Origin of the sequence: Pseudomonas sp. SDI (assembly GCF_003105155.1) — a bacterium.
GTDB lineage: Bacteria > Pseudomonadota > Gammaproteobacteria > Pseudomonadales > Pseudomonadaceae > Aquipseudomonas.
In genome coordinates, this window is sequence record NZ_QETK01000012.1 from 142,980 (window position 1) to 156,360 (window position 13,381).

The following is a 13,381-nucleotide window of genomic DNA, read 5'->3' on the forward strand; positions in this document are numbered from 1 at the left end:
GCTACGAGGTTCATGCACATGACGACTCTTTTCGACCCGATTACCCTCGGCGATCTGCAACTGCCGAACCGCATCATCATGGCCCCGCTGACCCGCTGCCGCGCCGACGAAGGCCGCGTGCCCAACGCGCTGATGGCCGAGTACTACGTGCAGCGCGCCAGCGCCGGGCTGATTCTCAGCGAAGCCACCTCGGTGACGCCGATGGGCGTTGGCTACCCGGACACCCCAGGGATCTGGTCCAACGACCAGGTGCGGGGCTGGACCAACATCACCAAGGCGGTACACGGCGCCGGTGGGCGGATCTTCCTGCAACTGTGGCACGTGGGGCGGATTTCCCACCCCAGCTACCTGAACGGCGAAACCCCGGTAGCACCGAGCGCCATCCAGCCCAAGGGGCATGTGAGCCTGGTGCGACCGATCACCGAGTTCCCAACGCCGCGGGCGCTGGAAACGGCAGAAATCGCCGATATCGTCGAGGCGTACCGCACGGGGGCCGAGAATGCCAAGGCGGCCGGTTTCGATGGTGTAGAGATTCATGGGGCCAACGGCTACCTGCTCGACCAGTTCCTGCAAAGCAGCACCAACCAACGCACCGACCTGTATGGCGGCTCGCTGGAGAACCGCGCGCGTCTGCTGCTGGAAGTGACCGATGCGGCCATCGAGGTGTGGGGTGCCCACCGGGTCGGCGTACACCTGGCACCACGCGCCGACAGCCACGACATGGGCGATGCCAATCGGGCCGAAACCTTTACCTATGTGGCGCGTGAGCTGGGCAAGCGCGGCGTGGCATTCATCTGCTCGCGGGAGAAGGAAGGCGACGACAGCATCGGGCCGTTGATCAAGGAAGCCTTCGGCGGGCCATACATCGTCAACGAGCGCTTCGACAAGGCCAGCGCCAATGCGGCGCTGGCGAACGGCACGGCGGACGCCGTGGCGTTCGGTATTCCGTTTATTGCCAACCCTGACCTGCCGGCACGGCTGGCAGCGGATGCACCGCTGAACGAGCCGCACCCGGAGACCTTCTATGGCAAGGGCCCGGTGGGTTACATCGATTATCCGCGGCTGTAACTGAGGCCCCTATCGCGGGACGACTCGTCCCGCGATGTTTTTCAGGGCCGCGCGTTGATCTGCTGTTGCAGGTTCTGCACCTGGCTTTGCAAGGTATTGATGTTGCGCGTCACCTGCCCACGGAAGGCGTCGAACTCTGCCGTCGATGCACCATTGGCTGCAGGTGCCGGGCGGTTCTCCTGCTCGCTCTTGAGCACGATCAGGTCCTGTTCCAGCCGCTGGATCGCCACGTTCGGATTACCCTGCTTCTTCAGCGCGGCAATCTCCGCCCCCAACTCCTTGAGCTGTGCATCGACCTTGCTGGTGTCGGCTTGCGCCGCTTTCAGCGTGGTCAGCTCCGTGGCGAGCACTTTCATCTGCTCCTGAAGCTGGGCATTCTGTGCCTGTTGCGCAGCCACCTGCGCCAGCGCTTCGTTCAGCCGCTTGCCCAGATCGCCGGCCTGCCCGGCCACCCCCTCCTGCTGCTTGCCCTGCTCCAGCAGGCTGGCCTGCAACTGCTTGATCTGCAACTTCAGCGCTTCGCTGCCGGAATTCACCGTACTCTCGCTGGCATCGACCTTGCCGCTGATCGCCTGCAAGCGCCCGGCCGCCTCTTCGCTGATCCGCGCAAAGGCTTCCTGGGTCGCCACCAGTTGCTGCTCCATCAGCGACATCTGCTGGAAGCTCCACCAACCCAGACCGCCCAAGGCAATGAACGACGCCCCCAGCAACGCCCACAACGGCGCCGTCAGCGGCTTGCGCGCCGCCTGCAGCTTGGCTATGCGCGGGTTGGCCAGCGGGGCAAACTCATCGTCATCGCGCACCACTGCCTTGAGGGTGGGCACATTGTCAAAATCGTCATCGCGAGCATCGTTACGCATGTAGGGTTTTCAACCGCCGTGATAGCAAATGAGCACTAGTATAAACCGTCAAAATGACACCCCGGTCGACCGCGTTCCAGCACATCGGTTCACTGCGGGCGCTGCTGCGCCTTCCACCAGCCACAGAATTCATCCAGCGCGGTCCACACGCTGACCTGCGGTCGGTAGTCGAGCATCTGCCGCGCGCGGCTGATGTCCAGGCTGAAATCCTTGTTCATCACCTGCACGCCGAGACGCGACAGGGTTGGCTGCGGACGCCCCGGCCAGAGCAGGCAAGCCGCCTCGTTCAAGGCCGCGGCGCTGTAGGCCAGGCCGAAGGAGCGGTAGCGGGTCACTTGCGGCAAGTGCATCTGGCGCATCACGTAGTTGACCACGTCCCACAGCGGCAGCGGCTGGCCGTTGCTGATGTTGTAGGCCTGGCCGAGGGCTTCGTTGCCGGCGTTCAGCGCACTGAGCAAGGCCTCGTTGAGGTTCTGCACGCTGGTGAAGTCGACCTTGTTCAGGCCGTTGCCGACAATTGCCAGGCGCTTCTTGCGCTGCATCTGCAACAGCCGCGGGAAGATGCTCACATCGCCCGCGCCGGTGACGAAGCGCGGGCGCAGTGCCAGCACTTCGAGACCAAATTCCTGGGCCCCGAAGACCTTCTGTTCGGCGAGGAACTTGGTGCTCGCGTAATGATCGTGGAACCGCCGCGGCACCTGTTCTTCGCGGATATTGCTCTGCGAGCGACCGTTGAAATAGATCGACGGCGACGACAGGTGCACCAGCCGGCGCACATGTTCCTTCAGGCAGGCCTCGACCACGTTTTCGGTAACCACCACGTTGCCCTGGTGGAAATCCTGATAACGTCCCCAGTTGCCCACCGCACCGGCGCAATGCACCACGCTGTCGACGCCCTGGCACAGGCGCCGGGCCAACTCCGGGTCGCCGAGATCGCCGGGAATGTATTGCGCGCCGCGCCGCACCAGGTGCTCGACGCCCTCGGCACGCCGGCCATTGACCCGCACGTCCAGGCCCTGCTCCAGGGCAAAACGCGCAAAGCGCCCGCCAATGAAGCCGCTCGCGCCGGTGACCAGAATTCGCATGAAGCACTCCGCCTACAGATTTTTTCCAGATGCTGCTGACGCCGGCAACCCCGCCCACGGCACCAGCCAAGTGCCGGCGTGCTGCCGCAAGTGATCGGTGAGGTGTTCGAGCAGTTGCCCGCCATTGCGCCAATGATGCCAGTACAGCGGCACGTCGATGGGTTTATTGGCCAGGATTTCCACCAGTTGCCCGCTGGCCAGCTGTTCGCGGACCTGCAATTCGGGCACCAGCCCCCAGCCGATGCCGGCTTCGGTCAGGCGGGTGAAGCCTTCCGAAGACGGACACAGATGATGCAGGAAACCGCCGGTAATGCCCAATGAAGCCAGGTAGCGGTGCTGCAGAAAATCGTCCGGGCCGAACACGATGCCCGGCGTATGAGCCAGCCGGCTGGCATCGAAACCCTGCGGGAAGTGCCGGGCCATGAACGCCGGGCTGGCCAGCGCACGATAGCGCATGGCCCCGAGCAACTCGCTGCGCGCCCCGGCCACCGGCCGCTCGCTGGCACACACGCAGGCCGCCACCTCGCCGGCGCGCATGCGCTTGAGGCCGACTTCCTGGTCTTCCACCACCAGGTCCAGCAACACCTGCTGGCCGGCGCAGAACTCGCCTACCGCCACGCCCCACCAGGTCGCCAGGCTGTCGGCGTTGAGGGCGACCCGCAAACGTTCCGGCAGGCCTTCTTCATCCAGTGCCGGCACCTGGCCTTGCAGGTCGCGCTCAAGCAAGCGTACCTGCTGCACATGGTTGAGCAAGCGCTTGCCGACCTCGGTCGGGGTCGGCGGGTTGGCCCGCACGAGCACCGGCTGGCCGACCCGCGCCTCAAGCAGTTTGATCCGCTGCGAGATTGCCGATTGCGACAGCCCGAGCAACTGTGCCGCACGCTCGAAACCGGCCTGCTCGACCACGGCGGCGAGCGCCGAAAGCAGTTTGTAATCGAACATTATTTTTCCTAATGCCTGATCAGCTTTATTTGTTTTTCTTATACCCAGGTTGTCCGCAGAATAGCCAGCATCCTCTCGTTGTTTCCCACAGCCTGTCGGGCTGTTTTCCTGGAGTTAGCGCCATGTGGCAAAGCTATTTGAATGGCCTGCTGGTCGCGTTCGGCCTGATCATGGCGATCGGCACCCAGAACGCCTTTGTCTTGGCGCAAAGCCTGCGCCGCGAGCACCACCTGCCGGTGGCCATGCTGTGCGTGTTCTGCGACGCGGTGCTGGTGGCCGCCGGCGTATTCGGCCTGGCCACGGTGCTGGCGCAAAACCCGACCCTGCTCGCCATGGCGCGCTGGGGCGGGGCGATCTTCCTCATCTGGTACGGCGCCAAGGCCCTGCTGCGCGCCTGCTCGAAACAAAGCCTGGAGCAGGGCGACGGCCAGGGCCTGCGCTCGCGCCGCGCGGTGCTGCTGAGTGCGCTGGCGGTCACCCTGCTCAACCCGCATGTGTACCTGGACACGGTACTGCTGATCGGCTCGCTCGGCGCCCAGCAAAGCGTGCCCGGCGCGTACGTGGCCGGTGCCGCCAGCGCCTCGCTGATCTGGTTCTCGACCCTCGCCCTCGGCGCCGCCTGGCTGGCTCCATGGCTGGCGCGGCCAGGCACCTGGCGCATGCTCGACCTGATGGTAGCGGTGATGATGTTTGCCGTGGCGACCCAACTGATCCTCGGCTAAGTCGCCGTCGGTCAACTGCCGGCAAAGGCTCTGGAACCTCTTTTCCGTACACTTGTTGCGTGGTTAAGCCTGGGGCCCGGTGCTATGATCGGGCCCTTGCGTCGCAAAGAGTACAAACTCGCCGACGCTCTTCCGGCCGCCCGTGATCGGCCTTGCGCTCACCGCAACAGACCTGATTAGGAGATTCACCATGGCTTTTGAATTGCCGCCGCTGCCTTACGCCCACGATGCCCTGCAGCCGCACATTTCCAAGGAAACCCTGGAATACCACCACGACAAGCACCACAACACCTACGTCGTGAACCTGAACAACCTGGTGCCAGGCACCGAGTTCGAAGGCAAAACCCTGGAAGAAATCGTCAAGACTTCCTCGGGCGGTATCTTCAACAACGCCGCTCAGGTCTGGAACCACACCTTCTACTGGAACTGCCTGGCGCCAAACGCCGGCGGCCAACCTACCGGCGCCCTGGCTGAAGCCATCAACGCGGCGTTCGGTTCGTTCGACACGTTCAAGGAAGAGTTCACCAAGACCTCCGTCGGCACCTTCGGTTCCGGCTGGGGCTGGCTGGTGAAAAAGGCTGACGGTTCCCTGGCCCTGGCCAGCACCATCGGCGCCGGCAACCCGCTGACCAACGGCGACACCCCGCTGCTGACCTGCGACGTCTGGGAACACGCCTACTACATCGACTACCGCAACGTGCGTCCGAAGTACGTCGAGGCGTTCTGGAACCTGGTCAACTGGAAGTTCGTTGCCGAGCAGTTCGAAGGCAAGACCTTCACTGCCTGAATCGACCACGGTTGATTGAAAAGCCCACCCACTGCGGTGGGTTTTTTTTTGCCTCCGGGTTATCCCACAGGAATATCTGCCCACCGCTTGCCCCCCACCCAGAGCGCGCTAACATCAAATGTTGGGAAACTACTTCCCTCGTATTAAAGTCGCAGGCCGGGGTAACCGATACAGTGATTCAGGATCCTGTTAGAGGGCCTGTGGACGGCCGATAGTGGATTGCCACAAAATGGTGGCAAAATGCTGCCATGCGCATGGATTAAGGAAACCCCATTGAAGCTGGAACTCAAGAACAGCTTATCGGTCAAGTTGCTCAGGGTCGTCCTGCTCTCGGCGCTGGTCGTCGGAGTGGTGCTCAGCTGTGCGCAGATCGTTTTCGATGCCTACAAGACTCGCCAGGCGGTCGCCAGCGATGCGCAGCGCATCCTCGACATGTTTCGCGACCCCTCGACCCAGGCGGTGTACAGCCTCGACCGGGAAATGGGCATGCAGGTCATCGAAGGCCTGTTCCAGGACGAGTCGGTGCGCATGGCTGCCATCGGCCACCCCAACGAAACCATGCTTGCGGAAAAATCCCGGCCCTTGCAGGAAGAGCCTACGCGCTGGCTCACCGACCTGATCCTCGGCCAGGAACGCACCTTCAGCATCCAGCTGGTCGGTCGCGGCCCGTATAGCGAGTATTACGGCGACCTGAGCATCACCCTGGACACCGCCGACTACGGCAAGGGTTTCATCGTCAGCTCGGTGATCATCTTCATTTCCGGCGTACTGCGCGCCCTGGCCATGGGCCTGGTGCTGTACCTGGTCTACCACTGGCTGCTGACCAAACCGCTGTCGCGGATTATCGAGCACCTCACCCAAATCAACCCCGACCGCCCCAGCCAGCACCAGTTACCGCTGCTCAAGGGCCACGAGAAGAACGAGCTGGGCCTGTGGGTCGATACCGCCAACCAGCTGCTGGCCTCGATCGAGCGCAATACGCACTTGCGCCACGAGGCGGAAAACAGCCTGCTGCGCATGGCCCAGTACGACTTCCTTACCGGCCTGCCGAACCGCCAGCAATTGCAGCAACAGCTGGACAAGATCCTGGTCGACGCGGGCCGCCTGCAACGCCGGGTCGCTGTGCTGTGTGTGGGCCTGGACGACTTCAAGGGGATCAACGAGCAATTCAGCTACCAGGCCGGCGACCAACTGCTGCTGGCCCTGGCCGACCGTCTGCGCGCCCACAGCGGCCGCCTCGGCGCGCTAGCCCGGTTGGGCGGCGACCAGTTCGCCCTGGTCCAGGCCGATATCGAGCAGCCCTACGAAGCCGCCGAGCTGGCGCAGAGCATCCTCGACGACCTGGAGGCCCCGTTCGCCCTCGATCACCAGGAAATCCGCCTGCGCGCCACCATCGGTATCACCCTGTTTCCGGAAGACGGCGACAGCACCGAGAAGCTGCTGCAAAAAGCCGAACAGACCATGACGCTGGCCAAGACCCGCTCGCGCAACCGCTACCAGTTCTACATCGCCAGCGTCGACAGCGAGATGCGCCGGCGCCGCGAACTGGAAAAAGACCTGCGCGAAGCCCTGCCGCGCAATCAGCTGTACCTGGTCTACCAACCGCAAATCAGCTACCGCGACCACCGCGTGGTCGGCGTCGAGGCGCTGTTGCGCTGGCAGCACCCGGAACTGGGCATGGTGCCGCCGGACCAGTTCATCCCGCTGGCCGAACAGAACGGCAATATCATCGTGATCGGTGAGTGGGTGCTCGACCAGGCGTGCCGACAACTGCGCGAGTGGCACGATCAAGGCTTCAGCGACTTGCGCATGGCAGTCAACCTGTCCACCGTGCAACTGCACCACAGCGAGCTGCCGCGGGTGGTCAACAACCTGCTGCAGATCTACCGCCTACCGCCGCGCAGCCTGGAACTGGAAGTGACCGAAACCGGCCTGATGGAAGACATCAGCACCGCTGCCCAGCACCTGCTGAGCCTGCGGCGCTCCGGCGCGCTGATCGCGATCGACGACTTCGGTACCGGCTACTCGTCGCTCAGCTACCTGAAGTCGCTGCCGCTGGACAAGATCAAGATCGACAAGAGTTTCGTCCAGGACCTGCTCGACGACGACGATGATGCCACCATCGTCAGGGCGATCATCCAGCTGGGCAAGAGCCTGGGCATGCAGGTCATTGCCGAAGGCGTGGAAACTACCGAGCAGGAAACCTACATCATCGCCCAGGGCTGCCACGAAGGTCAGGGCTATCTCTACAGCAAACCCCTGCCCGCACGCGAGCTGACCGCATTCCTCAAGCAGGCCCAGCGCAACTCCGTTTCGATTCTCTGAACACCCGGTACTGCGGGGCCTTGCCGGGAAACATCCATTTGAATATTTCCACGGCACCCCCTTTACACAAAATGCAAATCTTTCGCATTATGTGACGGATTTGCGTGCATGGGCACGCCTGTTCAACCTCTCGACGCAGGAATTCGCCATGATTCGTATGCCTCTGGCCACCGCCAGTTTGCTGGCCATTGCCATCTCCCTCGCCGGCTGTGGCGATGACAAGGACAAGGCCGCTGCCCCACAAGCGCAAGCGCCGGCCGCCGCCACGACTGCCCCGGCAGCTGGCGCAGTCGACGAGGCCGCCGCCAAGGCCGTGGTCAAGCATTACACCGACATGGTGTTTGCCGTGTACAGCGACTCGCTGAGCACCGCAAAAACCCTGCAGAGCGCCATCGACGCCTTCCTCGCCACCCCGAACGACGACACCCTGAACGCAGCCAAGGCTGCCTGGGTTGCCGCCCGTGTGCCGTACCTGCAGAGCGAAGTGTTCCGCTTCGGCAACACCATCATCGACGACTGGGAAGGTCAGGTGAACGCCTGGCCACTGGACGAAGGCCTGATCGACTACGTCGACAAGAGCTACGAGCACGCCCTGGGCAACCCTGGTGCTGCCGCCAACATCATCGCCAACACCGAGATCCAGGTTGGCGAAGACAAGGTCGACGTCAAGGACATCACCCCTGAGAAACTGGCCAGCCTGAACGAACTGGGCGGTTCCGAAGCGAACGTCGCCACCGGCTACCACGCCATCGAATTCCTGCTCTGGGGCCAGGACCTGAACGGCACCGGCCCTGGCGCAGGCAACCGCCCAGCGTCGGACTACCTGGAAGGCAAAGGTGCCACCGGCGAGCACAACGAGCGTCGGCGCGCCTACCTGAGGGCCGTGACCCAACTGTTGGTGAACGACCTGGAAGAAATGGTCGGCAACTGGAAACCGGACGTCACCGACAACTACCGCGCCACCCTGGAAGCTGAGCCGGTTGCCAATGGCCTGCGCAAAATGCTCTTCGGCATGGGTTCGCTGTCGCTCGGCGAACTGGCTGGTGAACGCATGAAGGTCTCGCTGGAAGCCAACTCGCCGGAAGACGAGCAGGACTGCTTCAGCGACAACACCCACAACTCGCACTTCTACGATGCCAAGGGCATTCGTAACGTTTACCTGGGCGAGTACACCCGTGCCGACGGCAGCAAACTGAGCGGCCCAAGCCTGTCTTCGCTGGTGGCCAAGGTCGACCCTGCGACCGACAGCACGCTGAAGGCCGACCTGGAAGCGACCGAAGCCAAGCTCCAGGTCATGGTTGATCACGCCAACAAGGGTGAGCACTACGACCAACTGATCGCCGCCGACAACGCGGCCGGCAACCAGATCGTGCGTGACGCCATTGCCGCGCTGGTCAAGCAGACCGGTGCAATCGAGCAGGCGGCAGGCAAGCTGGGCATCAGCGACCTGAACCCGGACACCGCCGATCACGAATTCTGATCGCCGTTTTCAGGTTTTAAACGCATCGCGGGACGACTCGTCCCGCGATGGCGATGGCACGTTGAAAGCGATTTCATCCAGCAAACGCAAATCCCTCTTATTCATACCCCTTGGCTCCTGCTAAGCTTGCACGCCGGTTTTCGCTCGCTCTACAGGATTCTCCATGTCCTTGTTGCTTCGCCGCCTCACACCTCTGCTTCTGGCCCTGACCCTGGCCGGCTGCGATGAAGCTCCGCGCTTCACCCAGGCCGAACCGGGCGAAGCGCGCGCCGGCGGTGCAGCGACGGTGAACAAGCGTGACCAGAACGCTTACTCCATGCCTTCGGCCAACCTCGCGCCGAGCCGCCGCCTGGATTTCAGCGTGGGCAACAGCTTCTTCCGCAGCCCCTGGGTGATCGCCCCGTCGACCACTACTGCCCGCGATGGCCTCGGCCCGCTGTTCAACACCAATGCCTGCCAGAACTGCCACATCAAGGACGGCCGCGGCCACCCGCCGGCGCCCGGCGCCAGCAACGCAGTATCGATGCTGGTGCGCCTGTCGATTCCCGACCAGCCGCAGTACGCCAAGCTGATCGAGCAACTGGGCATCGTCCCCGAGCCGACCTACGGCGGCCAGCTCCAGGACATGGCCGTGCCCGGCGTCGCCCCCGAAGGCAAGGTACGCGTCGAGTACAGCACGCACACCGTCACCTTCAAGGATGGCAGCAGTGTCGAGCTGCGCCAGCCGCAGTTGCAGATCAGCCAGCTCGGCTACGGACCGATGCACCCCGACACACGGTTCTCCGCCCGTGTCGCCCCGCCCATGATCGGCCTGGGCCTGCTGGAAGCCATCCCCGAAGCCGACCTGCTGGCCAATGCCGACCCGGACGATCGCAACGGCGACGGCATTCGCGGGCGCCCCAACCGTGTCTGGGACGACGCCCTGGGCAAGACCGTGCTGGGCCGCTTCGGCTGGAAGGCTGGGCAACCGAACCTCAACCAGCAGAACGTGCACGCGTTCTCCGGCGACATGGGCCTGACCAGCGGCCTGCGCCCTGTCGACGACTGCACGCCGGCGCAGCACGACTGCCTGGCCGCACCGAACGGTAACGACGCCAATGGCGAGCAGGAAGTCAGCGACAATATCCTGCGTCTGGTGCTGTTCTACACCCGCAACCTGGCCGTGCCGGTGCGCAGGGATGTCGACTCGGCGCAGGTGCTGGCCGGCAAGAACCTGTTCTTCGAGGCCGGCTGCCAGGGCTGTCATACCCCGAGCTTCACCACGGCCGCCGAGGCCGCCGAACCGGAGCTGGCCAACCAGACTATCCGCCCCTACAGCGACCTGTTGTTGCACGACATGGGCCCGGGCCTGGCCGACAACCGTAGCGAATTCGCTGCCGGTGGCCAGGACTGGCGCACCGCACCATTGTGGGGTATCGGCCTGAACGAGACCGTCAGCGGCCACACCCAGTTTCTCCATGACGGCCGGGCACGCAACCTGCTCGAAGCCGTGCTCTGGCACGGCGGCGAAGCAGCAGCGGCACGCCAGCACGTCCTGACCTTCAATGCCGAGCAGCGCGCTGCGCTGCTGGCGTTCTTGAACTCACTCTAGAGAAAGGAGCCGGACATGTTCCGTCCCAAGCTGTTGTTCACCAGCCTTGCTGCCCTTGCGCTAGGCGCCTGCTCGCCGCAGGACCCACAGGCCGTGACCTCCGCCGCGATTGCCAAACAGGTGATCCTGCCGACCTACAGCCGCTGGGTCGAAGCCGACCGCCAGCTGGCCGTCAGTGCCCTGGCTTTCTGTGAAGGCAAGGCCGACCTGGCCACCGCCCGCGCCGACTTCCTCCACGCGCAGAAGGCCTGGGCCGAGTTGCAGCCCCTGCTGATCGGCCCGCTGGCCGAAGGCAACCGCGCCTGGCAGGTACAGTTCTGGCCGGACAAGAAAAACCTGGTCGGCCGTCAGGTCGAGCAACTGGTCAACGGCGACCAGCCACTGGACGCTGCCACCGTGGCCAAATCCAGCGTGGTGGTGCGCGGCCTGTCGGCCTACGAGTACATCCTCTTCGACAGCAAGCCGGACGCTGCCAACGCCGAACAGAAGGCGCGCTACTGTCCGCTGTTGGTGGCCATCGGCGAGCACCAGAAGGTTCTGGCCGAGGAGATCCTCAAGAGCTGGAACAACACCGACGGCATGCTCGCGCAACTGACCACGTTCCCGAACCAGCGTTACGCCGATTCGCACGAAGCGATCGCCGACCTGCTGCGCGCCCAGGTCACGGCCCTGGACACCCTGAAGAAAAAGCTCGGCACGCCGATGGGCCGTCTGAGCAAGGGCATCCCGCAGCCGCTGCAGGCCGAAGCGTGGCGCAGCCATTCCTCGCTGAAAAGCCTGGAAGCCAGCCTGAAAGCCGCCGAGACCGTCTGGGTCGGCGTCGACAACCGGGGTATTCGTGGCCTGCTGCCCAAAGCGCAGAAGCCGCTGGCCGAGAAGATCGACGCGGCGTACGCGACAGCGCTGAAACTGCTGGCCGACAACAACCGCACCCTCGGCGAACTGCTTGAGGACGAAGCGGGTCGTCAGCAGTTGAATACCCTCTACGACAGCCTGAACCTCGTTCATCGCCTGCATGAGGGTGAACTGGCCAAGGCACTCAATATCCAGCTGGGCTTCAATGCCAACGACGGTGACTGATCATGTTGCGACGCCAGGCGCTGAAACTCGGTAGTGTGCTGCTCAGCGCGTTGACGCTAGGCGGCTGGACCCTGTTCCGGAACAAGCAGCAGCCGCCCCTGCTGCTGTCTGCACGGGACGATGCCGATGGTAGCCATTACGCCGTCGGCTATCGCCTCGATGGCACCCAGGTGTTTGCCACCCGGGTCGGCCAGCGTTGCCACGACATCATCAATCACCCGCAATTGCCGATTGCGCTATTCGTCGCACGTCGCCCCGGCACCGAGAGCTACCTGATCGACTTACGTGACGGCCGTTTGCTGCAAACGCTCGCCTCGCAACCGAATCGGCACTTCTATGGGCATGCGGTCATCCATCACAGCGGTGAATGGCTGTATGCAACCGAAAACGACACCACCGACCCTGGGCGTGGGGTATTGGGGGTCTATCGTTTCGAGGGGGAGCGGCTGGTGCACAGCGGTGAGATTTCCACCCATGGCATCGGCCCGCACCAAGTGTCGTGGCTGCCCGATGGCGAAACGCTGGTGGTGGCCAACGGCGGCATTCGCACCGAGGCCGAAAGCCGGGTGGAAATGAACCTGCATGCCATGGAGCCGAGCCTGGTGCTGATGCAGCGCGATGGCACCTTGCTGAGCAAAGAGACCCTCGGCCAGCAGATGAACAGTGTGCGGCACCTGGCGATTGCCAAAGATGGCACGGTGATCGCCTGTCAGCAGTTCATGGGCGACGCCGACGAGACCGCCGAGCTGCTGGCGATCAAACGGCCGGGGCAGGCGTTTGCCGCCTTTGCGGTGCCGGAGCATCAGTTGCAGTCGATGGCGCAATATACCGCCAGTGTGGCGGTGCATGATGAATTGCGGCTGGTGGCGCTGACGGCGCCACGGGCGAATCGGTTGTTTATCTGGGACCTGGATACGGCCGAGGTCAAGCTCGATGCGTCGATGCCCGACTGTGCTGGGGTTGGTGCGGTTGCCGATGGCTTTGTGGTGACGTCCGGGCAAGGGCGGTGCCGGTTCTATGATTGCCGCCAGGCAGAACTGACCGGGGTGCCGATGCAACTGCCTTCCGGGCTTTGGGACAACCATCTGCATCTGGTGGCTTGAGGGCTGACATTCCATCGTGGGTTCTAGATTCCCTATAGGACCTGGCATCTCTGTGTGTGGCCTTGCCGACGATGTGCTTGATCTTTGTGTACATATCCATTGGCTGTGGCGAGGCCACTTCACCTTTCCGCCCTGACGGCGGCTTACTTTGGCAAACGCCCCAAAGTAAGCAAAGGGCTTGCCCCACCTCTCGGCCCTACGCTGCGCTTCGGGTCCCCTCCCTCCGCCTACGATCCGCAGGGACCGCGCCGACGGCCCATCCATGGGCCAACGGCGCTTTCGGGCCATCCATGGCCCTCACCCCACAGATCGCAGGCTCCACTCGGCCTCGGGTTAAC

At 63.6% G+C, this 13,381-nt stretch carries 11 protein-coding genes; 8 read left to right on the forward strand and 3 right to left on the reverse strand.

Annotated elements, in window-relative coordinates; translation table 11 throughout:
* Positions 1-18 precede the first annotated feature (18 nt).
* The gene (locus DCO48_RS10555; protein ID WP_116550550.1) at positions 19-1,068 is read left to right on the forward strand and encodes an alkene reductase; all 1,050 of its coding nucleotides are present in this window, start codon (positions 19-21) and stop codon (positions 1,066-1,068) included.
* A gap of 41 nt (positions 1,069-1,109) precedes the next feature.
* On the opposite strand, the gene DCO48_RS10560 is transcribed toward DCO48_RS10555, so the two are convergent.
* From DCO48_RS10560 to DCO48_RS10570, 3 genes are all read right to left on the reverse strand, one after another.
* Positions 1,110-1,928 carry an ATPase gene (locus DCO48_RS10560; RefSeq protein ID WP_116550551.1) on the reverse strand — a complete coding sequence of 273 codons (819 nt, stop codon included), beginning with the start codon at positions 1,926-1,928 and terminating at the stop codon, positions 1,110-1,112.
* Positions 1,929-2,017: 89 nt separating this feature from the next.
* The gene (locus DCO48_RS10565; protein WP_116550552.1) at positions 2,018-3,013 is read right to left on the reverse strand and encodes an NAD(P)-dependent oxidoreductase; all 996 of its coding nucleotides are present in this window, start codon (positions 3,011-3,013) and stop codon (positions 2,018-2,020) included.
* A 12-nt stretch (positions 3,014-3,025) separates the two neighbouring features.
* On the reverse strand, positions 3,026-3,955 hold the full coding sequence (locus DCO48_RS10570; protein WP_116550553.1) for a LysR family transcriptional regulator ArgP: 930 nt from the start codon (positions 3,953-3,955) through the stop codon (positions 3,026-3,028).
* A 122-nt stretch (positions 3,956-4,077) separates the two neighbouring features.
* Between DCO48_RS10570 and DCO48_RS10575 the strand changes: the two genes are divergently transcribed.
* The 7 genes from DCO48_RS10575 to DCO48_RS10605 all read left to right on the forward strand — a co-directional run bounded on the left by DCO48_RS10575 (position 4,078) and on the right by DCO48_RS10605 (position 13,043).
* On the forward strand, positions 4,078-4,677 hold the full coding sequence (locus DCO48_RS10575; protein WP_116550554.1) for a LysE/ArgO family amino acid transporter: 600 nt from the start codon (positions 4,078-4,080) through the stop codon (positions 4,675-4,677).
* Between the two features lie 190 nt (positions 4,678-4,867).
* The gene (locus DCO48_RS10580) at positions 4,868-5,464 is read left to right on the forward strand and encodes a superoxide dismutase (RefSeq protein ID WP_116550555.1); all 597 of its coding nucleotides are present in this window, start codon (positions 4,868-4,870) and stop codon (positions 5,462-5,464) included.
* A 240-nt stretch (positions 5,465-5,704) separates the two neighbouring features.
* Positions 5,705-7,789: a putative bifunctional diguanylate cyclase/phosphodiesterase gene (locus tag DCO48_RS10585; protein ID WP_371919497.1), complete on the forward strand. Its 2,085-nt coding sequence runs from the start codon at positions 5,705-5,707 to the stop codon at positions 7,787-7,789.
* Between the two features lie 148 nt (positions 7,790-7,937).
* A complete protein-coding gene (locus DCO48_RS10590; protein ID WP_116550557.1) occupies positions 7,938-9,269 on the forward strand; it encodes an imelysin family protein in 1,332 nt (443 codons plus the stop codon).
* A 163-nt stretch (positions 9,270-9,432) separates the two neighbouring features.
* Positions 9,433-10,860, forward strand: a complete 1,428-nt coding sequence (locus DCO48_RS10595) for a di-heme oxidoredictase family protein (protein ID WP_116550558.1) — start codon at positions 9,433-9,435, stop codon at positions 10,858-10,860.
* Between the two features lie 15 nt (positions 10,861-10,875).
* Complete coding sequence (locus DCO48_RS10600) at positions 10,876-11,940, forward strand: imelysin family protein (RefSeq protein ID WP_116550559.1); 1,065 nt, start codon at positions 10,876-10,878, stop codon at positions 11,938-11,940.
* A gap of 2 nt (positions 11,941-11,942) precedes the next feature.
* A complete protein-coding gene (locus DCO48_RS10605; protein WP_116550560.1) occupies positions 11,943-13,043 on the forward strand; it encodes a DUF1513 domain-containing protein in 1,101 nt (366 codons plus the stop codon).
* Positions 13,044-13,381 lie beyond the last annotated feature (338 nt).

Excerpts from the sequence above, each read along its gene's own strand:
- DCO48_RS10580 (WP_116550555.1), top strand. The coding sequence starts at position 4,868 with ATGGCTTTTGAATTGCCGCCGCTGCCTTACGCCCACGATGCCCTGCAG.
- DCO48_RS10575 (WP_116550554.1), top strand. The coding sequence starts at position 4,078 with ATGTGGCAAAGCTATTTGAATGGCCTGCTGGTCGCGTTCGGCCTGATC.
- DCO48_RS10585 (WP_371919497.1), top strand. The coding sequence starts at position 5,705 with ATGCTGCCATGCGCATGGATTAAGGAAACCCCATTGAAGCTGGAACTC.
- DCO48_RS10605 (WP_116550560.1), top strand. The coding sequence starts at position 11,943 with ATGTTGCGACGCCAGGCGCTGAAACTCGGTAGTGTGCTGCTCAGCGCG.
- DCO48_RS10560 (WP_116550551.1), bottom strand. The coding sequence starts at position 1,928 with ATGCGTAACGATGCTCGCGATGACGATTTTGACAATGTGCCCACCCTC.
- DCO48_RS10590 (WP_116550557.1), top strand. The coding sequence starts at position 7,938 with ATGATTCGTATGCCTCTGGCCACCGCCAGTTTGCTGGCCATTGCCATC.
- DCO48_RS10595 (WP_116550558.1), top strand. The coding sequence starts at position 9,433 with ATGTCCTTGTTGCTTCGCCGCCTCACACCTCTGCTTCTGGCCCTGACC.
- DCO48_RS10570 (WP_116550553.1), bottom strand. The coding sequence starts at position 3,955 with ATGTTCGATTACAAACTGCTTTCGGCGCTCGCCGCCGTGGTCGAGCAG.
- DCO48_RS10555 (WP_116550550.1), top strand. The coding sequence starts at position 19 with ATGACGACTCTTTTCGACCCGATTACCCTCGGCGATCTGCAACTGCCG.
- DCO48_RS10600 (WP_116550559.1), top strand. The coding sequence starts at position 10,876 with ATGTTCCGTCCCAAGCTGTTGTTCACCAGCCTTGCTGCCCTTGCGCTA.
- DCO48_RS10565 (WP_116550552.1), bottom strand. The coding sequence starts at position 3,013 with ATGCGAATTCTGGTCACCGGCGCGAGCGGCTTCATTGGCGGGCGCTTT.